Source organism: Serratia sp. YWN4, from assembly GCF_055790845.1.
The window spans coordinates 2,307,676-2,329,687 of sequence record NZ_CM147696.1; the positions used below are offsets into that span (position 1 = coordinate 2,307,676).

Below are 22,012 nucleotides of genomic sequence, written 5' to 3' on the forward strand. Positions count from 1 at the left end.
TTACGACAACAGGAAAAAGCTCAGTCCCAGGTAGATCGCCAGGAAACGCACGATCACCCCGAGAAACTGACGCTGGTTAATTCGGTTTTCTGTCCAGCCGACATAGGCGGTGCGGATTGCCCACACACCCCAGAGCAGCAGAACAGCAAAGAGGAAGCTCAGAACCAGTGTCGAGACACTCTCGGCACTGAAACCGCCGTTGGCCTGAAACGCGGCCTGCTGGGCGGCATTCATGGTTTTGCCTCACGCTGGTAATCACCAGTGAGCACCACCGGATCACGCGGCTGGGCGCGTTGTGGGGTCAGGTAGTCATGGATACCGATGCGGATACGCTCGATATCCGCCTGCAGGCGGTGGTAGTCAAAGTGGTAGCGTCCGGTTGCTTCAGTTGAAACAAGGGCGCTTGATTGCGCCTGACGCTCCAGCATGTCGAGCTGGCGCAGGATGAGGGTGAGCTGTGCATGCTCGGGTTCGGCCTGCACGCTGACAGAGAGCAGCAGGCCCGTCAGTAGGGCGAGTGCGCCTGCCGTGCGTCGGCGTAAAACAGGGGAAAAGGTATTTGCAGTCATGGCACCATTCCGGGTTAACAGGGAATGGCTTCATGCTGCGAGGATTAGCGCCGGAATGCTGCAATCAATAGGAACAGCAGACAGTCCGGTTTTATTGAGGGGGCAGGAAACCCCAAATAGCAATTTCGTATAACAGGATTTTAAGGCTGGAATATTTCTTTTCAGCCATTAATTAGGAATGGGAGGGTATAAAATAATTACAAAATCATCCAGCTTAATAATTAAGTCATATAATCATGAATTCACAGTAACACCCTAACAAGGGGGAGCCGCTGAATCCTGACGGGAGAAACAGCATGGAAGCGACAAAGTATCTTATGAACCCTTTCACTGGCAGTGTTGATACCGTCGAAGACTGGCAGGACGAGATGTACACTTGGCACGATGACCCTGAAGAGTGTGAGCGCCAGTTCAATACCCTTATTCCTGTAGTACAGGATAATGATGAAAACTGGGTGGAAGCATAACGCCGCTGGAATGCGGCCTGGATAATGGACGCAGTGGAGGCGCATATGCAGCAACAAATGACCCAAATAATCATCCCGGAAGACTTCACCTTTGCCGACCTGCAATTGGCACGGGAACAGGATGGAAGCGTTAGCTTCGATTGGGCTGTTATAGAGCGTATCTGTCAGGTCAGCGGTCTGGCGGTAGAACTTTACAGAGATACTCCTGGAAATAATGTATCGGCGTTGATTATTGGCTGGTATCAGGCACACCGTCAGAATGGCGGCGCATCCGACACTGTAGCCGACGACCTGATCGCGGAAGTTATTGCAGAAGAACAGGCTGGACAACACATCAGCTACCCATCAGGACGCGCATAACATGGCAACACCCGCAGATATTGCCGCATGGCGGCAGCGTATGGGCTACACCCAGCGGCAGGCAGCACAAGCACTCGGTGTGACATTGACGACCTATCAGCGCTGGGAGCGGGGAGCGGATTTTGCGACTGGCAAACCCGTGATCATCGAATGTCGGACGGCGTTAGCCTGTGCTGCGCTTGAGGCGAAGCTGAAACCACTCAAAACAGCAAAATAACTGAAAGCCAATTGACTTAAAATTTAAGTATAATGATAATTAATACACCAACAGGGCGGTTCCCTGAGTCCTGACAGAAGGATATCGTGAGCATCTATACCTACACCAACCCCCACAATCAAACCTTTACTCTCACGCTCGATCAGATAGATACGATCCTTGACCTGCATAAAGGCGGATGGACAGAGGTGGTCATTGAAGCAATGTCTTTAATCGGGATGGAGAAAGAGGCGCTTGCATGGCAGGCAGGTCACGAAAAAATATCCAGACTCCGCCGCGAACAGGATCAGTTTCAGCTTGATCTGGCCCAAAAAGAAGGAAAAACTGGACTGTTCGGCATCATGCTGGCAGGCACAGATACCCCGGAATACAAAAAGTTTGATGCAGACCTGGAAACCCTCAGAAACGAAGAAGATGCCTTGTGGTGCCCGATTGAACAGGCTATTGATGCAGTCAGAGAAGTCTGTCTATCAAAAACTGACGATAAACATATCATCGGCTATATCTTGGCGGGGGGGATTACTGTAGGTACAGTGAATGAGGAGGGCAAATTTGTGTCGCGTTTCTACGGTGGAGATCCCCTGACGCTGGAAAGATGCAAAGAACTATTCACGGAAATTCAGGCGGAGAGCGAGCACAGTTTTAACACACTCACCTTCAGATACAGTGTCAGTCGGCGGGTTGGGCGGTGCTATCTGTCTATAGAGTACAGATACAATCATGCTGCCAGCAGCCTGGATCGCTACATCGGTTACAGCGAATAAAAGCCAATAACACTATCTTCTTGAGCGTCAGGTCGCTGCGAATGGATTCCTGAGCGTCAAACTCTCTTCCAGGATCTGCCCGTGGTTCATATCCTCGCTGTATAACGTCTGGCAGCCAGCGTCTATTGCCGCAGCCACAATACAGGCATCGTAGAACGAGAGTTGGTGACGTTCTGCCACCCAGCGCGCCCGATCATGGATTTCTGCCGTGAGTGGCACCACCTTGCAGAAGCTTCGCACCAGTTCAAGAAACTGCGCAATTTCTTCCCACCCCATCCTGAGTTTGCGCACGCACACATGCGTCACTTCGTTGAGTACCTGCACACTGATCACCGGGTGCGTCTTCAGCAGAGCTTCGGCATGGTCAGCCTTGACGCTGTCACTGGACAACAGATAGAGCACCACGTTGCTGTCGAGAAAGCCCTTGTGCTTAGTCCCGCGCATTCGCTTCATCCCGACTGAACCGGAAATCAGCTGGCAATTTGCCACGAAACGTCCGTAATTGTGCCAGCAGGGCTTCCGACCCTGTTTTCTTGCGTACAGCAAAGGTGCGCATGTCATCAACAATGATTTCAATGTCATCGCCTTCACGCAATCCCAGCGCTTCGACCAACGCCGCAGGCAGGCGCACGGCGAGGCTGTTTCCCCATTTTGCTACTTGCATGTCTGATTCCTTGATGTGGATATACATTTTAATTGTATATCTATCATCTGGAAAATCAATCTCTCTCTGAAATACGGGGGCATCAGAAACTCTTTTATCAACGACACATTTGGCTCTTCACGGCATGCTGAAACCCTGCGTCGCATTAAAATGCTGACCTGACTCCACGAACGCTATAAGGGGAAAAATAATGAGTGATAGAGTGCCTGTCTTATTTCTGCGATTCTCTGAGCAGATGATCCTTGCCGACAATACTGAACCATCCGGATATATTCATTCTTCATCGGGCAATCTGATACTGCTGGATGATAATAGCAACGAAATTGATGTGGGCGTGTTTCAAATCATCCTTGTTGATGTCTGCAGTGCGGTCAATGACAGTATGTCAGTGGTTGATGTTTTTGATTCTGAAAGTATCACGCTGGGCTTTTATGAAAATCTGTACGATTTGGATACTTTAGACGACTTCACACAGACTGTTATTGATACTGCGTTCAGTAAAGATAGCTATTCATATCAGCCCAATCTTGCCATTCTTGAGCGACTGGTTGTCTATCCTGCCTGGCGTGGAAAGGGTTTGGGAGCACTTGCCATTCGGGGGTTGAGCCAGCGACTGAGGGCATCAGCCAAACTTCTCGCACTTAAACCCTATCCTCTTCAGTTCGAAAGTGCGTACCTTGATGGCCCTCATGACTGGGATGATGAGCAGTCTGAAGCCTACCCCAAATGGCAGTTGGAAGATTTTTCTGGTAATCAGGAGGAAGCAACTGCGCGATTAACCCTTTATTATGCCAAACAAGGTTTCAAGGCTATCCCAGGTACAGATTACATGGCGCGTGACATTGAACTGCTTTGAGAAGGCCTGTTGCGCCTACAAGTACTTTTTAAAACTTCCCGCTGTAATATTCACCGCGACACTTAACAGCACTGCGCAGGGCAGCAGCACAAACAACGGATTGAGACTGAACGGCAATACTAGATAGAGCATCCAGGGCAGCACGATAAGCGGTATCAGGCTGGCCCTGGCGCGATGATAGATAAACCCGGATTCACGCCCTGCACCAAAGCGGCGCACATCCCGCCGTACCAGCCCATCGACCAGACCGACAAACGCGGCCATCGTAAAGAGTGGCAGACTTAAGCACAGCACCACGACCCGCACCAGGAACACCAGCACCATATACGCGGCAGCAGTCAGATATGTTTCAAGATGAACATACACCACCCCCACGTAATACCTGAAATCTCGCGTCTGACTGAGGCTGCCTGCGCGTGCCTTGTTTGATGTCTGGGCGATCCAGTTCTGCAACCCGCTTTGCTGCACCAGTGTGTCATACACCCACTCAACCAGCCGTCTGGCGCTGCGCCCGGGTTCCTGCACCACCATACTGCGGGTAAAGTCCGTGGAAAGCTGCTCCAGTTCAAAACCCAGCATGCGCTGTGCGTGCTGCCAGCCCTGTTCCGGCCAGAAAAAATGGATCGCCAGACATTCCAGCGCAATGCACAGCACCAGCGCCCCGCTCAATAGCCCCAGAAGATGAAACGGCAGCATGATGAGACGGCTGATCAGGCCGGGTTTGCGTATCTGCGGACGTTGGGCGAGGGCCGAAGAAGAGGAGGTATTCATGCCTCAGCCTCTTCGCGTGTCGTCTCGATGATATCGTCGAGCAGGTCGGGCGGCAATCCCGCATCCTCTTCCATATGCAAGGGGGCACTGTCCCACCAGGCTTCACGCTCGACATACTGCTGACGCATATAACCGGCGAGTGCCTGCATGTCCCTGGGCATCACCTCATCCGGATCGGGGGCCGGTAACGGCATGCGGACCTTCCACAAATTTCCGCCTTCCAGCAGTGCAAAGGCCTGCCCTTTAGGCAGGGCCACCACATGCGCGGGTTCAATCATTGGCACGCTGCTGGCGCTGATCCGGTCCTGGGTGTTGGACGTAAAGGCGGTGTTACCCTCAACATCTGAACTGTCGGTGGCCCCACTGACCAGTGCCGTGCTGTAGACTTCAACTTTTGGTAGCTGGCGGGTCAGGAGTTCTGCGGTGGCGGTTTCCCGTACCCGCAGCATAATCAGGTTATTAAAGTTACCAATCACCTGACCCGCTTTGGCCCGATTGCCAATTCGGGCTTCAATGTCACTCAGGGTCTGGGTATACGCAGTGACTTGCAGACCGGCACCGCCGCCCTTATTAATTAGCGGGATAAATTCATCGCCCATGAGCTCGTTAAATTCATCTGCATGGATGTTGATCGGCAGCTTCACCTCCCGCGCCGTATCGGGCAGGCCGTCATCAATACCGAACTTGTAAATATGCCCGGCAACGGAAACCAGGTCGCTGAACATTGAGTTCCCCACGGCTGCGGCGACTTCTGCATCGGACAATGCATCAAGCCCTACATACACAATCGCACGCTGGCGGATCACTTGGATCCAGTCAAAAATCGGGCGCGGGTCATTCAGGTCTGAATAGTTGGGTGCGAGTAACTGGGCAATTTTTCCAGTAGTGAGTTTTTCCAACAAGGGGAGAAGGCTTGCAACAATCTTGTCGAAATAGGTTCGGTCATAGCGGACTGCAGAACGTAATCCGTCCAGCACCACATCGTAAATTGGTGCCTGACTCAGGTACTGCTCAATGGCGACGACACGTTTTTCCCGTCCGACCATATGGCGGGGGATGTTTTTATCATTCAGCCGCCCCTCCAGTTGCACGATCGCTTCCCAGGCTTTCGGCTCCACTTTGGCAAACAGATGCTGGGCGTACTCAATAAAGAGCGCGTCGATGTTGACCACATGGCGCTGGATCAGCAGATAATCCGGGCGCTGCCCCAACTCCACCAAAGCCCGAGCAATAATATTCACAAACCGCCATGCAAACTCCTTGAACGCGGCAGAGTTACCCTCATTCGATAATTGGCCTGCGACCCGGGTGGCAACTTCGGAGATGCGGCCAAAGCGGCCGACAGCGTTGTAGCGCGCTGAAATATCCGGCCAGCCCAGATGAAATACATAAAAAGCATTTTCCCGCCCGGCCCGTTTGGCCTCCACGTACATCCGCTTCAATAAATCGGCATCGCCTTTGGGATCCAGCACAATGACGACTTCGAATTCACCACGGGTTTTACGGCGGATATCCTGCGTAATGAAAAGCTCTGCGAGCCGGGTTTTACCGACCCGTGTGGTGCCTAGCACCAGGGTGTGACCGACCCGTTCCCCGAGCGGCAGGGTGACATCCTGCTCATGCGGCTCAATGCCGTGCAGACGGGGAAGGCCGCCAACTGGCGGCAGGGGGCGTACCGGATTGAATGTGGAGTCCCAGCGGCTCAATTTCACCAGAGCCGGAAACGGGAAAGGCGCAAATTCCAGTCGCGCTTCCCAGTCTCGTATCCGACGATAAAGGGCGGTGGGTTCGACGTAACGCCGAAACTCTGGGCGGTAGGTCTGCATCAGCCGATGGGTGTGACGCTGGTCCCAGCGAAAGCCGCACCCCAGAAAAAGCCGCTGCTGACTCACTGGTACATCACGACTGGTCATGACATAGCGCGGCAGGCGGCGGATATTGCGCCGGTAGCGCAGAATGGCCCAGGCCTCACGCAGGCGCACCCCGGCAAACAGTAAAAAGCCACTGGCTGCGCCCCATCCCAACCGGGGGCTGAGGGCCAGCGACCAGGGGGCAAACAGGCATAACAGCGCTGCGCCGAGGCAAACCAGCACGGTGTAGAGTTCAACGGCAGGGCGCAGCAGGACTTCAATGGCGTGGCGCTGTGTCATCGTGATTCACTGCTCCACCCGGGTGGCAGTGATCAGCACCGGATAGTGGCGCAGTCCCAGACGCTGGGCCAGATCATCGCCGGAGACGGGCAGCAGGGAGAGTTCCGGTGCAAGCTGCCGTAGTCTGGCGAGTGCTGCCGGACTTTCTACCTGTACCACCAGTCCCACTGCCTCAAGCGATTCCAGCCTGTTGCGGTGTGCCTTGAGCCAGGCAATAGAACGGGGATCGTCACCCAGCAGAAACAGCGGTGCCAGCCCCGGAGCCTGAATCTCCCGTCCCTCGACGGTGCCTGGCGTCAGATGGGAGGAGCGTACCGGCAGCATATCGGCTTCACTGTAGGGCTGTGTCCTTGAGGGGGATGGCGTAAGTGCGGGGGCTGACACCTCATCCACTTCCAGCGCGGCATAATACGGAGTGGCATCGCTGCCACCAAGGTCAGCGACGACCGTCAGGACGGGTGGCCGGGGCCCAGCATGAAGGGCGGTTGAGAGCAGTAGCGCCAGCCCCCCGAGAAGGTGGCGACAGGAAAACCCAAAACGGTATGGCATGGTCAATTACTCCTGATGGAAAGCAAGCGTTGAAGCATCCGGCAGGATGCGGTTGAGGTGCTGTTTGACGCTGTGCCGGTAACGCCGGGCGGGTTCTCCGCCTGCCGGACGGTGATAGCGCCCTATGGCGAGTAACCAGTTTTCGCCGGGGGTATGGTGTTCGCGTAGCAGCGTGGCGGCGAGGGTCAGATTGCGATACGGATCCAGCAGGTCACAGGGGCGCTGAATGCGCTCCCCGTGATACCCGATATTGATCTGCCCAAGGCCGACATCAATCCGGGTGGCAGGCACACGCTGCAAGGCGCGTAATAATCCCGTACAGGCTGCTGCCCGATTCGGGTAGCGTTCGGCGGTGCCGCCGACATTTAATGTCCACGGCCAGGGTCGCATACGCCCCTGCAATTTCATGCCGCTTTCCTGTAGGGCTACGGCATACAGCACGGCTGAGGGAATATTGGCTTCGCGTGCCGCAAACTGATAAGCCGGTGGCGGTAACTCACTCGCCTGCAACGTGCGTGCTGCCAGCATCAGCGCGATGAGACACAGCCGGAGCATGTGCATCTCAAGGCGATTCCGGCAGAACAACGGGGAGTGCCGTAACAGCTTTACCGAGTGCCTGCCACTGGCCGCTGTCATGATTGAGCGTAATGGTGCGGCTGCGCACCCGTGCCGGGTCGATTCCTGCCTGTGCCGCCCACTGACGGATCCGGCCATCGTCCTGCTGGCTGTCAATCATATACACATCAAAACGCGCGCCCTGGCGCTGCAACTGCTTCACTTTCTGCACACAGGGCGGACAGGTCGCTTTGACAAACACCGTCAGACGACCGGTTTCCGGTTGCGATGCTATCGGTGACATGTTGGGCAGACTGCCTGTCATCGCAAGGGGTAACAGCGTGGGGTAGAGCCGTTTCCAGGCGTCGTCATACGCCTGCTGATAGGCCAGCAGTTTGGCAACGCGCCGACCTTCCGCCTCCACCTGCAGTTCAGCATAGCGACGGCGTTCTTCATCGGTTTTTGCTTCAATGCCGAGTGCGGTGAGCGGATCCAGACCAGGGGAATAGACGCCCAGCGGCCCCTGCATCAGCGTCTGATAGCGTGCATATTCGTCGGCTTTCAGTCCCCAGTCACGCGCCTGCGCCTCTGTCTTATCGACAGTGGAGTCACGCAACTGGCTGTGCTGGATTGCTGCTGGCTGTGATACTGCTGGAGCCGTGTTTTGTGCAACGGCCTGTCCGGTCAGAAACAGCCCTGTCAGGTAAGCTCCCACCAGAGTAGGGGAGCAAAAAAGAACTCTTGTCATGATGGTATGTCCTTGACTTACGGCAAAGGAAGCTGACGTTGCTGGTTGCCGACCCTAAAGGTGGCGTGACGGCTGTCGAGAGAGACCAGTACCCAGTCACCCTCCCCGTCGCCGACCCGCAGCAGGCGCACCTGACTCAGTGTTGTGCTGCCTGATGGCGCAATTGAGAGCCGCTGCTCACCCCCGCGCAGTTCAACCCCGAGCAGGGTAAAAGGAGGGGCGAGCGTCTGGGGCTTGATCGGTCTGGGGCTTCGGCTGGGCGGTGTGGGAGGGGGCACAGGAGGGGGCCGAAGGGTTTCCAGACGCGTCTCAAGCTGATCCAGACGCTCGCTTAACCGGGAAAAAACCTCTTCTGTAGCAGAGGCTGTGTCAGTAGCAGGCAGGCGCTCTTCAAGGGTATTTATGCGCTGCTGCCATGTTTTTTCAATGGTGTGCCAGTTGGCCTGTGTGAGTGATTCAGGCTGGTTGGTAATCTGGCTGCGCAGCTCATTCAGACGGGTTTCCAGCACCGCCAGTTGCGCCGCCTGCTGGCTGTTATCCCCGTCATGCGTCAGTGCTGAAAGACGGCTTTCCTGTACCAGCACCATGGCAGTCAGTACCAGTAGCCAGAGCGCGGCCAGTATCCATAACAGGGAACGCCGGGCAGGTGTTGCAGTCACGGTATTCATGCGTGCCTCCGGGTTGCTGAAGATGCTTCAGGCAGCACCACGGCAGCAGGCACAAAACAGACCTGACGTGCGGTTTCATCCACCTGGAGTTGCCAGGCTGAACCCGCGAGGGTTTGCAGGGCATCGCGCAAGGTCAGTGGCCCCAGTCGCCGGTGTGGGGAAGGCAGCGGAAGTGTGTCGAACAGCGTGGTGGCATCACTGCCCTGACATAACTGATAAGTGTACTTCCGGTGAACTCGTATTTTCATAATAATTTCAGCAGGTAAGATCGGCACCATCCTCCACTGACACAAGGGTGTTTACCGATGCAAAAACAACGATGGTTCATTGACCAGAAAAAACAACACGTCGCCAGTTGGCGCGCCAGCGGCCTTACCCGCCGGCAGTATTGTGAGCTCAACGATATTCCTTTTACCTCCTTTCGTGAATGGCCCCAAGATGTCGCAAAAGCTCAACGACGTGCAAGCAAACCTACTGTTTTGCCCGTTCATATCGTCCAATCCGCTCCACCTTCTGAACCCTTTTCATCTGTGGCGAATGAACCCGTTACGCTATTCCTGCCCGGCGGAATACGGATGTGCTGCCATCCTTCACAACTGACCGATGTCTTCAAGGCGCTCAAGCATGCTGACGCCTGAAAATGTCTTTCTCGCCGTGAAACCCGTTGATATGCGGCGCGGGATCGACACGCTTACGCAGTACGTGCAAGATGAACTGCAGGCGTCCTGGCACGAAGGTGCCGCCTTCGTCTTCACCAACAAGGCTCGCTCCCGCATTAAGGTGCTGCGCTGGGATAAGCACGGCGTCTGGTTGTGCGTTCGTCGTCTGCACAAAGGAAACTTCCGCTGGCCCCGGGCAAATGAGGTTGCCTGGTCACTCACGCCCGATGAGTTCAACTGGCTCGTCAGTGGTGTTGACTGGCAGCAGGTGAGAGGCCACGACCTCGAAAAATGGGTCTTCCGTGGCGAGTCTGAATATGGCTCGCAGAACATGATAACCTCATGAAGAATAATGATTATCCATGTCGGGAGTGGTATAATGATCCGCATGGATATCTCCGTTCTCACCACCATCAGTGACATCGAACAGCTTCGCACTCTGGCACTTGCCATGGTGCAAAATGCAATGTCTGAGAATGCAGAAAAAGAAAAACTTCGTCAGCAAAATACCGGGCTTCAACAGCGTATCGAACTCCTGGAAGAAATGCTGAAACTGGCCCGCCAACAGCGCTTCGGGAAAAAAAGTGAGACCCTGGCCGGGATGCAACGCTCCCTGTTCGAAGAGGATATGGATGCCGATATCGCCGCCGTTGAAGCGCAACTGGATACATTGCTTCCCCCAGAAGAAACGCCCCCCGGCAAAAGTCCGGCACGTAAACCGCTTCCGGCACATCTTCCGCGAAAAGAGATCGTTATCGTTCCCGCATCAACGGAAAGCTGCCTTGACCCCGAATGCCCTGGAATGCTGCACCACATCCGCGATGAAGTGAGCGAAAAACTGGAGTACATCCCGGCCCGCATCGTGGTTAACCGGTATGTTCGCCCGCAGTACGGCTGCAACTGCTGCCAGTGTGTGGTCAGCGGTGACATGCCCGCGCACATTATCCCGAAAAGTGTGGCTGAACCGTCACTCATCGCGCAACTGGTGATAAGTAAACACTGTGACCATATGCCGCTGTATCGTCAGCAGTCGGTGCTGGCCCGGTCAGACATCAGTCTGCCCGTCAGCACGATGGCGGATATGGTCGGGCGTGCGGGCACCGTACTGACGCCACTGGCAGAGACGTTGCACCGGATGTTGCTGACACGGGATGTGGTACACGCCGATGAAACGCCCCTGCAACTCCTCGACACGAGAAAAGGGGGCAAATCCCGCGCCGGTTATCTCTGGTGCTACGTCAGTGGTGAACGAAGTGGCCCGCCAGTGGTGTGCTTCGACTGTCAACCCGGCAGAAGCAGCCAATATCCGGCGGGATACCTGAAAGACTGGGCCGGGAGCCTGGTGGTTGACGGGTACCCGGCGTATGAAACGCTGGCAAACCAGCACAACGGGATAATCCTGTCGGGGTGCTGGGCTCATGCCCGCAGAAACTTCGCGGACCTGTATAAAGCGGGTAAAGATCCGCGTGCAGCCACGGCGATAAGACAGATAGCCAGCCTGTACCGGCTGGAAAAGAAGATCCGGCACCGGCCAGTAGAAAAGGTCCGCCAGTGGCGACAGCGTTATGCGCGACCGGCACTGGAAAAACTTTGGCACTGGCTGGAACAGCAGAAAAATGCGTGCCCGGAGAACTCTGCGCTGGGCAAAGCGATCACGTACGCGCTGAAACGTCGGGTTGCCCTCAGTCGCTTCCTGGACGATGGCGGGTTGCCGCTGGACAACAATGTCTGCGAGCGGGCGATCAAACCGGTGGTCATGGGCAGAAAATCATGGTTGTTCGCAGGTTCGGTTGCAGCAGGCGAACGCGCGGCGAAAATCATGAGTCTGCTGGAAACGGCAAAGATGAATGGCCTGGAGCCGCATGCCTGGCTGACGGATGTTTTGCGGCGTCTGCCGGGCTGGCCAGAAGCGCGTCTGGAGGAGTTGTTGCCGCTGCCGGGGTTCACCTTCGCGGGGAGCGACGCCTGCCAGTAATCCCGTGACTTCCCGCACTAAGGACTTGCGGCGCTGACACCGTAAATATCGGGAGCCCGCGTCCCACATGGCTTCAACGGCAGCGACAACGGACTCAGCCCCTGTGCCAAAGCCCCCCAACACCACACTCAGCACTTCACCACCTGACGAACGGCCTCCTGTAAACCAGATGCAGGTCTCATAAACCTGTCAATACGGGTTCACCGGAAGCACACGGATGAATGGTGCATCCCCCCGTTGCGGATAATTGACCACCGCCGGTGATCTGGGTTGCCACGAGTCGGATTGCCCCACCTGAACCGCCACCGCCGTGTGGGCCGTCTCCACCCTCTCCCTTGGCACCTCCGGCGTGCCCACCATCGGCAAGAATTTTTCCTGTTATGTTCAGCAGGCCGGAGGCCCCAATCAGGATTGCACCGCCTCCGCCTCCGCCGCCAGTACCATGTGAGACATTAATTCCGGATAGCGTACCGCCGACACCACCACCACCGCCTGAACCGCCAATCAGCGGTTGCAGGGTACGTGAGCTATAGTTAAAAGCGGCAGGAATACGATATTGTTCTGCACAATTTAATATTCCAATGGCGTATGCATCTTCAGCATAGGCTCCCCCTGTACCATGACCGGTGTAATAGCGGGGAAACTGGAGGCAGCCATTGCCTTTATCAATTCCACCCAACCCGCCTCCGGGTCCCAGACCATTACCACCGAGTGTCTGTTCGGTGGGGGTGCCTCCTCTTTTAGGCTTGCCACCATAACCGCCTGCGAATCCACCCGGGCCACCTTCTCCCGGCCATCCATCGTCATCACGCAGCCCATCACCGTGATTGCCGACAGAGGTGCCATCCTTTCCCTGAACGTTGATTGTGCCTGCAATGGTGATGTTGCCACTGGCAAGCAGATAGACCGGGGTATTTGTTTCATTCCTGCGGAAGGTGACAGTGACATTCGCAGGAATATCCACCGAGGTGTAATTGAGAATGCCGGAAGGGGGCAGAGATACCTCAATATTGGCCGTCGGTTTGAATTCACCGTCTGCACCGGTACTGCCGCTGTCAAATGCATAGGCAGGTGCGGTGATCAATGCGGTGGTAATGAGTGCAGCAAATGTTTTGCCTTGAGAAGGGGTTGTGCGGGAAGGTTTTGTCATTTCTCTGATCCGGTGAGGGTTTTCTCGTTGACAATAATGTGAGTGGGTTGCGTGTCTGTGGTGCCGGTTTGTGCCGGAGGCTGTGGCCGTGTCGGTTCGCCAAGGTCAATACCGACAGGGTGAGCAAAGACATCAGCAGTGAGTGCGGGTGGTTGAGGCCGTGTTGGCTCCCCCACGTCAATACCCACTGAGTGAGCAAACGCCTCACTGGTTTGTGTAGCGGGTTGAGGCCGTGTTGGGTCGCCAATATTGATGCCGACGGTATGGGCAAAGACTTCGCCGGTTTGTGCAGCAGGCTGAGGGCGCGTTGGGTCACCCACGTCAATACCCACTGAGGGGGCATAGCTGATGCCAGCGTTTTTGATGTCCATGGAAATCAGTACCGTTTCAACAAGCGTGGCAAGAGCGGGGGATTTGATTGTCAGAGTGGTGTTGCCTGCCTTGCGCGGCGTTAAAGTGGCTGTCACCTGAGTTTCCCCTGCCGGGATGGTGATCGAGGTGGGTTCAACATTAGCGACGGTGTCATCTGACATGACTAATGAGAGTATCCGATCACTGACATCGGGTTTGCTGAGCGTCAGGGTTATGGTGTGCGGATGACTGTCCGGCGCGAACTCAAGCGGACGGGGTACAATCGTGAGTGAGGGGAGCGTGGCAGTTGTGACTTTCAGTATCAGGATGTTTGACAGGGCAAACTCACCGGGTTTGTCTGCCGAGGGCGTCCGCACCTGAATGGCAAGAGAGGCTGCTGCTGCCTGATTGGGGAGCGTGGCCTGTAATACGGTTGTACTGACATAGGTTGCAGGCAAGACCTGTCCCTCAATCAGCAATTCGGATTGAGGGGTAAAGTGACGTCCGATGACCGTCAGCGGCACCGCTCCTGCACTTGCTTCAATGGTGCTGGGTTGCAATGACTCCAGTGCAAGCAGAGCGGGGCCAACGGTTAATGCGTCGGGAAGTGTGACGTTACCTGCATCCAGATGCAGTTGAAGCGTTGCTGGACCGGATGAGGCAGCAGGATCCACGGTCAATTGAAAGGACGCGGAATGTGCAGAGCTGCCAGACAACGGCAACAGATTCAAACCAGCACGATCAAAGGTCGCAGAAGTGATGCCTTGCAACTGTTGTCCGGTCACGGTCAGTGTCACGGTTTCTCCCTGTTCAACCGTGTTGGGGACCACTGAAAAGAGGACAGGACTCTGCCCTACGGATAGCTCTCCGGATGCGATGATGTACGGGAGCCCTTCAAGTCCCCAACTGACATCTGTGACAATATCTCCGGGGGGAACAACAATTCCATTTACCGTGTTGCTGCTGGCCTGATTGCCAATCCCGCTGGGCGAGGCTTTCAGATCGATGGTGATGGCGGCACCCTGATGATTTTGCAGGGTCAGATAATCCAAAACGGGCGCGGAACCATAAACCGCCAGACCATGGCCATGTTCAACGATGACATGCTCAAGATGGGTGGATACCGTGCCTGGAGAGAATATCCATTGATCCCAATCGCCGGGTGCAGGGGGAAGACCCTGGCGCACTTTATCTGAGATGACGCGCACGGGGTGTTCCTGTGTGCCATGAATCTGCACGCTGCCTGCCACAACATTAACCCGTGCATCTGCCCCCATATACAGAATGACCCCGGCATCGACCCCGAGCTGTGCGCCATTCTGGATAAGTAATTCACCTTCAATCAGATAGGGGCTGTTATCAATGCCGAGATGGGTGTTCTCATTCAGGCTGCCCTGCAAAACAGTCTGCGCCATGGCAGAAAAAGCGGCCAGCCAGAATAGCAGTCCTGGCAGGAAGCAGCGCAGTACGAAATGTCTTGTAATCAACCGGGTGCAAGCCATATAAAAAGACGAGTGATTTTATTTAAAGCAAAACCTATTTAAAGCGTGGGTTTTGTGTTCTTTATACGAGAGGATTAATTTGGTGCAGTGTCAAGCGTTAATGTGTGTCAGCCATATGGCGTTGATGAATGAGATATCTAGGTTCTTTGAAGATAGAGAGGTGGTTTTTATGTCAAAGTGTTAGTGATTAAGCATATTCAGGAGACTGGAAAGCGCATTCAAATTTTGACTTTTATTTCTTCTAACCCACGGATTAGAAACCAAATACACTATCAAGTCAATGGGGTTAAGTTTTTGCTCAACATAAATATTTTGGGGTGGATTAATAATCACGGTAAAAGTCTGAATGCTTTCCACCACAATTTACAGTTGAGCGTATTTGAAAAGGTTTTTAAGGGAGGTCGAAGAAGTGTTCATGGTTGTAATCCCTTAAATGTTAAAAGAGGATAAGCTGTTATGTCCATGCTGAATGACTGTGATGCGATCTCCGACATGTATATTATGATCCTGCCTTTCCCGCTTATAACAAAAAGCGGTCATGCTGTTGATCTGGAGAAGAATATGATGAGAGGAAATGGCAATGACATCACCTGTGTATTGACCATGAAAATTATCAGTGTTGAGTATTTTCAGAGCATGGTAAGCGGCTGTACGGCTGATGATGTGATAAGACTCATCCAACAGAACACCATCACCCACGATGTAACCCGCCTTTAATTCCTTCAGAATATCTTTCTGGAGCACCCTTACATTTTGTCGGGCACATTGCGCATCAAGTAACATCTTGTACGCCCCATCCAGTTCGGGGTGTTTAACCAGTGCCTTGTCACAAGGCAGCGTCTCGAATGCAACGGCACGCTCGACACTCGCGATGGTGCGAAAAATGTTATGCATGGGAGCACAATGACCGAACGCTAATTGTCTTTCTGCGTGCTTCCAGCTTTGCCTGCTGGTTTTGCTGTAATCCAGTGCGTAGCCAGCCGTCTGTGCGAGCTGCCAGATAAATTCACGTATGGCAATCTCATTTCCGTTGCGAAAAGGGCGTATGCCACTCAACCCTGCGTACACCTCTGTCAGTTTGTCAATGAACGGGACTTTATTCATGCCACGCAGGTAACCGCTGTCTTTGATTGTGTCAGTCACTTTACTGACCTTGGAGAGGATATTTGCCTTCATGGTCTGCAATGTCTGCTCACTGTCTGATCCATCGGGGATCAATGCCACACAGACGCCAGCCCAGTCATAGAGATCCCTGAAGATGCGTCGATGGATGGTTTGCAGATGTGCCATGTTGTAGTGACCGCGCACAGGGCTGTCCCGTAACTCCTGAATGCGAATAGCGGTTATTCCCGGTTCAATCTGCTGTAATATTGCTGAGTCAAAAATATCTGCTCCGCTTTTCGATAAGCGTGTGTCTGAATATGTTTCCTCCACTTGCAAAACAGTCATGGCATATTCCTTTCACATTTATATTGGATATAAAGCGCCACCGCACCATCAGCAGAAAGCTTGCCTGCGATAATCGCTTGCTGGATCTCAATATCCATGTCTGTCTGGTTATACCAGCCTGAAAGGGCAAGGGAAATATTGGCCTGGGTAAATTGTGTCTTGCGTCGGGCCATCAAATCATCAGGCTCAGAAACGGGGGGCAAACTCAGAAGATCAACGTTACAGTCCATATCAAAAGTCATTGAAAAACTCCTGCCGAATTTTTTCTTTAGTCTTTCTGGATGTTTCTTGTGAGATATAAATGAGGATGGTAGTGTGCTTTGAAATAGAACTCGCGCAGCAGTAGTTGTGTCCCCAGCAGTATTCAGATGAATTATTTATACCCTGTCTGCATCATAACATGGAAATATAATTTCTATGCAAGTGAAGTTGTGTTTCCCTTTGAGGGATATAAATGTTCTGCATATTTTCCTGTGAGCTGATGGGCGATTGAGAGATTTATCGTATCAGGTCGCTTCTGTCATAATTGGTGCAGTGTGTCGAACAGGTGTAAAAAATTGAGAGTCAAAGTTTTTCTGGCTGATGATCATCAGCTGCTCGTAGCAGGGTTCCGCGATGTGCTGAAAGACTACGGGATTGATGTCATCGAAGTGGCATACAGCACCGAAGGGCTGGTCAAACGTTTTCTGGACGTGAAGCCGGACGTCCTGGTCATTGATGTACGTTTCGACAGTAAAGGCTGTGGGGAAAACGGACTGGATGTGTGTGAGGAACTTCTGGCCCTTGATCCCTCAGCCAGAATTATTGTTTTTAGTCAGTTCGATGACGAATATATTGTTGAGCATTCTTACAAGCTGGGCGTTCTGGCCTTTGTGCGCAAAGATGAGCCCACCGAAGTGCTGAATGAGGCTATTGTCACGGTAGCACAGGGGAAGGAATACTTTTCACCAGAGATCGCCCGTCTGCTGGCATGGTCGGCGGTAAAAGACAAAGTGCCAGGCAAGCTGCTTGATGATAGTGAGATGCGGGTATTTACCCTTGCGGCGGATGGTGCGCTACAGGCGGAGATCGCTGAAAAAATGGATTTATCCACCAAAACAGTGGGTACGTTCATGAAAAGCATCAAAGCTAAACTGGATATCGAGAGTCAGGCAGACATTACCAAGCTTGCAATCCGTCATGGCATTACAACCACTGCCCGGAAAACGAGAAAATGACGTGTGTTCCGGGCCGTTTGTGATTTGCAGGGTCTGCCGCCTGTATCTTGAGCGTCCCTGCCAGTACCCTGATACGCTCGCGCATATCGATGAGACCAATGCCTGACTGTTCATCACGCGGGGATGTTTTGATCCCTGTCCCATCATCAGTGATGCTCACCTGATAGACATTCAGTGTGCTGTTGTGCTGGATACTGACATGTACCGCCGTAGCATTGGCGTGTTTGATCGCATTGAAAATAGCTTCCCGGATAATCTTGTACAGGCTGAGTGTTGCTTCTTCGGCCAGTGCCGGGCGTTTTGGCAGGTTGTGTTCCAGTGTGATGGTGGGTTTTTCGGAAATACTGGTGTAATGCGCAACCAGAGATTCCAGCGCAGCAGTAAAGCCGATTGAATCAATGACCTCAATGCGCGTATTTTTGATGATATCCCGCATTTCGGCGTAGGCGTCATTGATCATGCCGGTTGCTTTTGTCAGCAGCTCGGTGGCCTTTTCGTTATCTTTGACCAGCAATTCGATCTGCTTGAGGGCATTACGACTCATCAGCAACTGCGGATTCACTTCATCGTGTAACCGGCGTGCCAATATGCGCCGTTCTTCATCTATACGCCGATTCAGCGCGGCCAGTACATGACGTGTTTCCTCGTGGGACGTATCCACACGTTCTACGCTATAGCTATACAGGAGATAGAGGACGCATATCAGTATCAGCGCGACTGCTACATGGGAAATGATATTTGACTGGGGGAGGAAGGGGAGTGCAAAGGGTAACAGGATGGCCCATATCCACAGAAAATAACGCGCTGTTTCATTGCCACGTATAGCAGCAACAATGCTGATGGTATATACGGTCAGTAAAAAAGCACAGCTTACATAAAAGATAATTTCTGTGTGCATGGGCCAATGCCTGCATATCGGCAATCAGCGCATTTTTTTGAGAGCGTCGAGGCCTGAGTCACCCACTTTGACGCCAAGCGTGGCGGCTTGCTCTGATACGGCGACGACTTTGGCTTTGTACATCTCATCAAAGTTATTGACGCCCGTCACGATGGCACAGGCTTCTTTCGTTTTATTACAGGTTTCAACATTGATGTATCCACACCCCAAAGAACCATTAGGGGCTTTGAGGACCAGTAATGGGCGTGCCAGATCAATCTGCACAGCTTCCACGGGTATATTAAATCGCACCATTTCCACGGGAGTATTAAGCCGTACCATTTCCATGTGTACATCCATGTGCTCTTGAATAGCGCCTGCATCCATATGAGATCCTTCGCAATAGAGGAGGGTTGATAAAATCAGTTTTTGTGTTTGCTGTTTTGAATCATCTCGTTGATGGCACTGTTGTCGATAGTGGTTTTGTAGGTATTAACGAAGTGCTCGATATATTCGGTATCTTTCGTATTCATCCGGGAAATATCAATGTTAATACAGATGAAGCCGATCAAACCGTAAACGTCATGAAAAATCGGGATGGTTGTTGATTTGAGTGGGCGTCCATCGTTGAGTGTCAGGCCATAGCCGACGAAGGAGGCTCCACGGCCATTATTCTGACCTTCTCCGTAGCTGTAATTTTTGATGAGCTGGATGCCAAAATTGGTATTGGTATCCCCCAGCCTGCGACCCGAGATTGGATTCTGGATTGCGACAATAGAACGCAGAGGATTCCTTGTGTCATGCAGGACGATCTCAATCGGTGTTCCTGCGAAGGTTTGGCCTACACCATTCACGATATCGACATAGGATTGAAAAATGATATCTTTTTCCCGTTCAACCTCAGAGAGTGCAACGTAATCCGGTTGCTGGGTCAGCAGCAGGTATTTTTCCTTGGTTGGAGGATCGAGAAGCAATGTGACATTGTTTGAGTTGCCGAGGTAAACCAGATCTGCGATGGCGCGGGGGGAGGGGTGTTCAGAGAGGTAGTTGATCGCTTGCACGAACAGTTCCTTATCCAGATACAGTGACCCTTTATGATCGACCTGAATAGGGTAGATATCCTCATAGGTTGCGAGCGCTTTACCCGGGAGAACTTTGTGTTCAATCGGAAGGGGGGTACGAAAGCCCATGGCATAAATGCTGATTGTCGTGATCAGCATGGCGGGTATCAAAACAGACGCCAGACGTTTCAGGTTGATTGCTGGAATAACAAACATGCTCCTCCCTTGACAGTCGAAGTCGTTTTTATGTGATATTCATGTTCGCACTGTAACAGTAATGTATTGATTCGTGTGGTTGCCTTACTGTTTCCTGTGGTGTGCAAATAACACAGGCCTGTTACAATCCAGCATCATAAAATAGAGATGGGTGCCCCGTCTTTGCGGGGCTGGGTGAAGAAAAACCTGGTGTTGGTGCAGGTTCACCCTACCGCAATGTGCATGTATTGTTAAATTGGTTGTGCCGATCAGATTTTCAAAATTGATCGGTTCTGTCGATCAATTATTCCTCAGTAACAAACAGGCTGTGAGGCTCCTTCATCTCCTCTGATGTGATGCCACCAATCCGTCAGCCCGATTGACGCCTGACAAAGGCGGACACAACTCGACGTCTTCACCTCCGGCCAACAAAATATCTGTTTTAAATGTTGTAAACAGGTGTTTGCGTGGATAGTATTTGCACAAATATTCATAACAAATAATAAGCGTTCTCTGACAAGGACTGTTTGATGCTATCCCGCCGTTTCGTTCGCCGGGCGCGCCATTGTCGTGCCTGCGTTATTGCTATGCCTGCATTTTTGATGATTTCCCCGTTAGCGCTTGCTGTGACAAGCAGTGAGCAACTGATCCTGCAACAGCAACGTCAGCGAGCACTGGAACAGCAGTTACTGCCTCCAACGCCTGATGTGCGCTTGTTGCCCCCGGCTTCGCGGTTGGGTAGCCTGGCATTCCCGCAGGAAAAACCCTGCTTCAACATCAATCAGGTGGCACTGAGCGGTCAGGAGGCGTTGCCGCGCTGGTTGCCATTACAGCGTATTGCCAATCAGGCGCAGGGCCAGTGCCTCGGGGGTAAGGGCATCAATCTCCTGATGAGCACGATGCAGAACCGTCTGGTGGATCACGGCTATATCACCACCCGCGTGCTGGCTCCACAGCAGGATTTAAAGAGCGGTACGTTGAAGCTGAACATCCTGCCCGGTTTTATCCGTCAGGTGAAACTGACCCCGGACAGCGGGAGTCATGTCACGCTGTTCAATGCGTTCCCGCCACGAGCCGGTCAATTATTGGATCTGCGCGATGTCGAGCAAGGCCTGGAGAATCTGCAACGCCTCCCAACCGTACAGGCCAGTATGGAAATCGTCCCCGGTGAAAAACCCGGAGAGAGCGACATCATGCTCAACTGGCAGCAGGCTAAAATCTGGCGGCTGGGGGTATCACTGGATGACTCCGGCACGAAAGACACCGGGCGCTATCAGGGCGGACTGACCCTGTCGCTGGACAACCCGCTATCGCTCAGTGATCTGTTCTATATTTCCGGCACCCGTGCGCTGCAACCGGGTAATGACAAGGGCAGCAAAAACGTCACTGCGCACTATTCGGTGCCGTTCCGTTACGCGATGCTGTCGGTCACCGCCAACGATTATGACTATCACCAGACCGTGGCCGGGCTGAACGGGGATTACCGCTACAGCGGCGACAGCCAGAACCTGACGGTACAACTGAGCCGCGTACTGCACCGCAGCGGTAGCCAGAAAACCACCTTTACCTACGATATTCTGGCCCGGGGCGCGAAAAACTATATCAATGACACCGAAGTGGAAGTGCAGCGTCGCCGCACCGCCGCCTGGCGGGTGGGCTTGCAGCACCGTCACTTCATTCAGCAGGCCACATTGGATGCGGGGATCAGCTATCAGCGCGGCACCCGCTGGTTCGGGGCGCTTCCGGCTCCGGAAGAGTCGTATGGGGATGCCACCGCACTGAGCAAGATTATCCAGCTCTCCAGCCAGTTGAACGTGCCGTTTGCACTGGGCAAACAGACCTTCCGCTACAACCTGCAATACCAGCGTCAGATGAGCAACACCCCGCTGACGCCACAGGACCGGTTTGCCATCGGTGGGCGCTTTACGGTGCGGGGTTTTGATGGCGAGCGCACCCTGAACGCCAACGCGGGATGGACGGTGCGTAATGAACTGGCCTGGACGACACCGGTGCCGAATCAGGAACTGTATCTGGGAGCGGACTACGGCCATGTCAGCGGTCGTGGCACCGAGGAACTGGCCGGGACCAACTTGGCTGGAAGTGTCATCGGTGTGCGCGGCAGTGCCTTCAAGACCCGCTATGACCTCTTTGCCGGGGTGCCGCTCTCTAAACCGGACGGTTTCAAGAGCAGCCCGGTGACGCTGGGTTTCACCCTGAACTGGGATTTCTGAGAGGACG

28 protein-coding genes are annotated in these 22,012 nt (G+C 53.5%); 10 read left to right on the forward strand and 18 right to left on the reverse strand.

Features of this window, described 5'->3' with window-relative positions:
• Entirely contained in the window at positions 1–234 is a 234-nt protein-coding gene (locus ACX9GT_RS10885; RefSeq protein ID WP_473191079.1) for a TIGR03758 family integrating conjugative element protein, read from the reverse strand.
• The gene (locus ACX9GT_RS10890; protein WP_473191080.1) at positions 231–569 is read right to left on the reverse strand and encodes an integrative conjugative element protein, RAQPRD family; all 339 of its coding nucleotides are present in this window, start codon (positions 567–569) and stop codon (positions 231–233) included. Before ACX9GT_RS10890 ends, ACX9GT_RS10885 begins: the two co-directional genes overlap by 4 nt.
• A 296-nt stretch (positions 570–865) precedes the next feature.
• On the opposite strand from ACX9GT_RS10890, the gene ACX9GT_RS10895 reads away from it, so the two are divergent.
• The 4 genes from ACX9GT_RS10895 to ACX9GT_RS10910 all read left to right on the forward strand — a co-directional run bounded on the left by ACX9GT_RS10895 (position 866) and on the right by ACX9GT_RS10910 (position 2,377).
• Complete coding sequence (locus ACX9GT_RS10895; protein WP_473191081.1) at positions 866–1,036, forward strand: hypothetical protein; 171 nt, start codon at positions 866–868, stop codon at positions 1,034–1,036.
• 45 nt (positions 1,037–1,081) lie between these two features.
• Positions 1,082–1,396: a hypothetical protein gene (locus tag ACX9GT_RS10900; RefSeq protein WP_473191082.1), complete on the forward strand. Its 315-nt coding sequence runs from the start codon at positions 1,082–1,084 to the stop codon at positions 1,394–1,396.
• Position 1,397: 1 nt separating this feature from the next.
• Complete coding sequence (locus tag ACX9GT_RS10905) at positions 1,398–1,613, forward strand: helix-turn-helix domain-containing protein (RefSeq protein WP_473191083.1); 216 nt, start codon at positions 1,398–1,400, stop codon at positions 1,611–1,613.
• Positions 1,614–1,699: 86 nt separating this feature from the next.
• Complete coding sequence (locus ACX9GT_RS10910) at positions 1,700–2,377, forward strand: hypothetical protein (protein ID WP_473191084.1); 678 nt, start codon at positions 1,700–1,702, stop codon at positions 2,375–2,377.
• Between the two features lie 27 nt (positions 2,378–2,404).
• Here the strand turns inward: ACX9GT_RS10910 and ACX9GT_RS10915 are convergent, their stop codons facing one another.
• Together ACX9GT_RS10915 and ACX9GT_RS10920 are read right to left on the reverse strand one after the other, a co-directional pair.
• Positions 2,405–2,821, reverse strand: coding sequence for a PIN domain-containing protein (locus tag ACX9GT_RS10915; protein WP_473191085.1), 417 nt, complete (start codon positions 2,819–2,821; stop codon positions 2,405–2,407).
• Positions 2,808–3,041, reverse strand: coding sequence for an AbrB/MazE/SpoVT family DNA-binding domain-containing protein (locus ACX9GT_RS10920; protein ID WP_473191086.1), 234 nt, complete (start codon positions 3,039–3,041; stop codon positions 2,808–2,810). The genes ACX9GT_RS10915 and ACX9GT_RS10920 overlap by 14 nt, the downstream gene beginning before the upstream one ends.
• 190 nt (positions 3,042–3,231) lie before the next feature.
• On the opposite strand from ACX9GT_RS10920, the gene ACX9GT_RS10925 reads away from it, so the two are divergent.
• Positions 3,232–3,897 carry a GNAT family N-acetyltransferase gene (locus ACX9GT_RS10925; protein ID WP_473191087.1) on the forward strand — a complete coding sequence of 222 codons (666 nt, stop codon included), beginning with the start codon at positions 3,232–3,234 and terminating at the stop codon, positions 3,895–3,897.
• 15 nt (positions 3,898–3,912) lie between these two features.
• Here ACX9GT_RS10925 and ACX9GT_RS10930 read toward each other — a convergent pair whose 3' ends face one another.
• From ACX9GT_RS10930 to pilL2, 7 genes are all read right to left on the reverse strand, one after another.
• Positions 3,913–4,668, reverse strand: coding sequence for a TIGR03747 family integrating conjugative element membrane protein (locus ACX9GT_RS10930; RefSeq protein ID WP_473191088.1), 756 nt, complete (start codon positions 4,666–4,668; stop codon positions 3,913–3,915).
• The gene (traD, locus tag ACX9GT_RS10935; RefSeq protein WP_473191089.1) at positions 4,665–6,818 is read right to left on the reverse strand and encodes a type IV conjugative transfer system coupling protein TraD; all 2,154 of its coding nucleotides are present in this window, start codon (positions 6,816–6,818) and stop codon (positions 4,665–4,667) included. Before traD ends, ACX9GT_RS10930 begins: the two co-directional genes overlap by 4 nt.
• Positions 6,819–6,824: 6 nt before the next feature.
• Positions 6,825–7,202 (reverse strand): integrating conjugative element protein, encoded by a 378-nt coding sequence (locus tag ACX9GT_RS10940; protein ID WP_473191090.1) that lies wholly within the window; start codon positions 7,200–7,202, stop codon positions 6,825–6,827.
• Positions 7,203–7,373: 171 nt separating this feature from the next.
• Positions 7,374–7,922: a transglycosylase SLT domain-containing protein gene (locus ACX9GT_RS10945; RefSeq protein WP_473191091.1), complete on the reverse strand. Its 549-nt coding sequence runs from the start codon at positions 7,920–7,922 to the stop codon at positions 7,374–7,376.
• 7 nt (positions 7,923–7,929) lie between these two features.
• The gene (locus ACX9GT_RS10950; RefSeq protein ID WP_473191092.1) at positions 7,930–8,670 is read right to left on the reverse strand and encodes a TIGR03759 family integrating conjugative element protein; all 741 of its coding nucleotides are present in this window, start codon (positions 8,668–8,670) and stop codon (positions 7,930–7,932) included.
• A 17-nt stretch (positions 8,671–8,687) separates the two neighbouring features.
• The gene (locus tag ACX9GT_RS10955) at positions 8,688–9,338 is read right to left on the reverse strand and encodes a hypothetical protein (protein WP_473191093.1); all 651 of its coding nucleotides are present in this window, start codon (positions 9,336–9,338) and stop codon (positions 8,688–8,690) included.
• Positions 9,335–9,586, reverse strand: coding sequence for a PFGI-1 class ICE element type IV pilus protein PilL2 (gene pilL2 / locus ACX9GT_RS10960; protein WP_473191094.1), 252 nt, complete (start codon positions 9,584–9,586; stop codon positions 9,335–9,337). Before pilL2 ends, ACX9GT_RS10955 begins: the two co-directional genes overlap by 4 nt.
• Positions 9,587–9,643: 57 nt before the next feature.
• On the opposite strand from pilL2, the gene tnpA reads away from it, so the two are divergent.
• From tnpA to tnpC, 3 genes are read left to right on the forward strand one after another with little or no spacing between them, the layout of a single operon-like run.
• A complete protein-coding gene (gene tnpA, locus ACX9GT_RS10965) occupies positions 9,644–9,976 on the forward strand; it encodes an IS66 family insertion sequence element accessory protein TnpA (protein WP_473189060.1) in 333 nt (110 codons plus the stop codon).
• The gene (gene tnpB, locus ACX9GT_RS10970) at positions 9,963–10,343 is read left to right on the forward strand and encodes an IS66 family insertion sequence element accessory protein TnpB (protein WP_473189059.1); all 381 of its coding nucleotides are present in this window, start codon (positions 9,963–9,965) and stop codon (positions 10,341–10,343) included. Before tnpA ends, tnpB begins: the two co-directional genes overlap by 14 nt.
• 42 nt (positions 10,344–10,385) lie before the next feature.
• Positions 10,386–11,972 carry an IS66 family transposase gene (gene tnpC, locus ACX9GT_RS10975; RefSeq protein ID WP_473191545.1) on the forward strand — a complete coding sequence of 529 codons (1,587 nt, stop codon included), beginning with the start codon at positions 10,386–10,388 and terminating at the stop codon, positions 11,970–11,972.
• 178 nt (positions 11,973–12,150) lie between these two features.
• Here the strand turns inward: tnpC and ACX9GT_RS10980 are convergent, their stop codons facing one another.
• From ACX9GT_RS10980 to ACX9GT_RS10995, 4 genes are all read right to left on the reverse strand, one after another.
• Positions 12,151–13,122, reverse strand: coding sequence for a hypothetical protein (locus tag ACX9GT_RS10980; protein ID WP_473191095.1), 972 nt, complete (start codon positions 13,120–13,122; stop codon positions 12,151–12,153).
• Positions 13,119–14,960 (reverse strand): IPT/TIG domain-containing protein, encoded by a 1,842-nt coding sequence (locus ACX9GT_RS10985; protein WP_473191096.1) that lies wholly within the window; start codon positions 14,958–14,960, stop codon positions 13,119–13,121. The genes ACX9GT_RS10980 and ACX9GT_RS10985 overlap by 4 nt, the downstream gene beginning before the upstream one ends.
• A gap of 444 nt (positions 14,961–15,404) precedes the next feature.
• Entirely contained in the window at positions 15,405–16,424 is a 1,020-nt protein-coding gene (locus tag ACX9GT_RS10990) for a Fic/DOC family protein (protein WP_473191097.1), read from the reverse strand.
• Positions 16,421–16,666: a hypothetical protein gene (locus tag ACX9GT_RS10995; protein WP_473191098.1), complete on the reverse strand. Its 246-nt coding sequence runs from the start codon at positions 16,664–16,666 to the stop codon at positions 16,421–16,423. The genes ACX9GT_RS10990 and ACX9GT_RS10995 overlap by 4 nt, the downstream gene beginning before the upstream one ends.
• Positions 16,667–16,981: 315 nt before the next feature.
• Here ACX9GT_RS10995 and ACX9GT_RS11000 point away from each other — a divergent pair, with 315 nt between their 5' ends.
• Positions 16,982–17,641, forward strand: a complete 660-nt coding sequence (locus ACX9GT_RS11000; protein WP_473191099.1) for a response regulator — start codon at positions 16,982–16,984, stop codon at positions 17,639–17,641.
• On the opposite strand, the gene ACX9GT_RS11005 is transcribed toward ACX9GT_RS11000, so the two are convergent.
• The 3 genes from ACX9GT_RS11005 to ACX9GT_RS11015 are packed head-to-tail and all read right to left on the reverse strand — an operon-like array spanning position 17,610 to position 19,795.
• Positions 17,610–18,539, reverse strand: coding sequence for a sensor histidine kinase (locus ACX9GT_RS11005; protein ID WP_473191100.1), 930 nt, complete (start codon positions 18,537–18,539; stop codon positions 17,610–17,612). The genes ACX9GT_RS11000 and ACX9GT_RS11005 overlap by 32 nt on opposite strands.
• Positions 18,540–18,563: 24 nt before the next feature.
• Complete coding sequence (locus ACX9GT_RS11010) at positions 18,564–18,905, reverse strand: YunC family protein (RefSeq protein WP_473191101.1); 342 nt, start codon at positions 18,903–18,905, stop codon at positions 18,564–18,566.
• A 35-nt stretch (positions 18,906–18,940) separates the two neighbouring features.
• Positions 18,941–19,795: a PAS domain-containing protein gene (locus tag ACX9GT_RS11015; RefSeq protein WP_473191102.1), complete on the reverse strand. Its 855-nt coding sequence runs from the start codon at positions 19,793–19,795 to the stop codon at positions 18,941–18,943.
• Positions 19,796–20,361: 566 nt separating this feature from the next.
• On the opposite strand from ACX9GT_RS11015, the gene ACX9GT_RS11020 reads away from it, so the two are divergent.
• Positions 20,362–22,005 carry a ShlB/FhaC/HecB family hemolysin secretion/activation protein gene (locus ACX9GT_RS11020; protein WP_473191562.1) on the forward strand — a complete coding sequence of 548 codons (1,644 nt, stop codon included), beginning with the start codon at positions 20,362–20,364 and terminating at the stop codon, positions 22,003–22,005.
• The last annotated feature ends 7 nt before the right edge of the window (positions 22,006–22,012 follow it).

Coding starts and splice junctions, on each gene's coding strand:
- ACX9GT_RS10915 (WP_473191085.1), bottom strand. CDS start 2,821: ATGCGCGGGACTAAGCACAAGGGCTTTCTCGACAGCAACGTGGTGCTC.
- traD (WP_473191089.1), bottom strand. CDS start 6,818: ATGACACAGCGCCACGCCATTGAAGTCCTGCTGCGCCCTGCCGTTGAA.
- ACX9GT_RS10980 (WP_473191095.1), bottom strand. CDS start 13,122: ATGACAAAACCTTCCCGCACAACCCCTTCTCAAGGCAAAACATTTGCT.
- ACX9GT_RS10945 (WP_473191091.1), bottom strand. CDS start 7,922: ATGCTCCGGCTGTGTCTCATCGCGCTGATGCTGGCAGCACGCACGTTG.
- ACX9GT_RS11020 (WP_473191562.1), top strand. CDS start 20,362: ATGCCTGCATTTTTGATGATTTCCCCGTTAGCGCTTGCTGTGACAAGC.
- ACX9GT_RS10995 (WP_473191098.1), bottom strand. CDS start 16,666: ATGACTTTTGATATGGACTGTAACGTTGATCTTCTGAGTTTGCCCCCC.
- ACX9GT_RS10920 (WP_473191086.1), bottom strand. CDS start 3,041: ATGCAAGTAGCAAAATGGGGAAACAGCCTCGCCGTGCGCCTGCCTGCG.
- ACX9GT_RS10885 (WP_473191079.1), bottom strand. CDS start 234: ATGAATGCCGCCCAGCAGGCCGCGTTTCAGGCCAACGGCGGTTTCAGT.
- ACX9GT_RS10990 (WP_473191097.1), bottom strand. CDS start 16,424: ATGACTGTTTTGCAAGTGGAGGAAACATATTCAGACACACGCTTATCG.
- tnpB (WP_473189059.1), top strand. CDS start 9,963: ATGCTGACGCCTGAAAATGTCTTTCTCGCCGTGAAACCCGTTGATATG.
- tnpA (WP_473189060.1), top strand. CDS start 9,644: ATGCAAAAACAACGATGGTTCATTGACCAGAAAAAACAACACGTCGCC.
- ACX9GT_RS10955 (WP_473191093.1), bottom strand. CDS start 9,338: ATGAATACCGTGACTGCAACACCTGCCCGGCGTTCCCTGTTATGGATA.
- ACX9GT_RS11005 (WP_473191100.1), bottom strand. CDS start 18,539: ATGCACACAGAAATTATCTTTTATGTAAGCTGTGCTTTTTTACTGACC.
- ACX9GT_RS10900 (WP_473191082.1), top strand. CDS start 1,082: ATGCAGCAACAAATGACCCAAATAATCATCCCGGAAGACTTCACCTTT.
- tnpC (WP_473191545.1), top strand. CDS start 10,386: ATGGATATCTCCGTTCTCACCACCATCAGTGACATCGAACAGCTTCGC.
- ACX9GT_RS10895 (WP_473191081.1), top strand. CDS start 866: ATGGAAGCGACAAAGTATCTTATGAACCCTTTCACTGGCAGTGTTGAT.
- pilL2 (WP_473191094.1), bottom strand. CDS start 9,586: ATGAAAATACGAGTTCACCGGAAGTACACTTATCAGTTATGTCAGGGC.
- ACX9GT_RS10950 (WP_473191092.1), bottom strand. CDS start 8,670: ATGACAAGAGTTCTTTTTTGCTCCCCTACTCTGGTGGGAGCTTACCTG.
- ACX9GT_RS11015 (WP_473191102.1), bottom strand. CDS start 19,795: ATGTTTGTTATTCCAGCAATCAACCTGAAACGTCTGGCGTCTGTTTTG.
- ACX9GT_RS10890 (WP_473191080.1), bottom strand. CDS start 569: ATGACTGCAAATACCTTTTCCCCTGTTTTACGCCGACGCACGGCAGGC.
- ACX9GT_RS10905 (WP_473191083.1), top strand. CDS start 1,398: ATGGCAACACCCGCAGATATTGCCGCATGGCGGCAGCGTATGGGCTAC.
- ACX9GT_RS11010 (WP_473191101.1), bottom strand. CDS start 18,905: ATGGATGCAGGCGCTATTCAAGAGCACATGGATGTACACATGGAAATG.
- ACX9GT_RS10930 (WP_473191088.1), bottom strand. CDS start 4,668: ATGAATACCTCCTCTTCTTCGGCCCTCGCCCAACGTCCGCAGATACGC.
- ACX9GT_RS10925 (WP_473191087.1), top strand. CDS start 3,232: ATGAGTGATAGAGTGCCTGTCTTATTTCTGCGATTCTCTGAGCAGATG.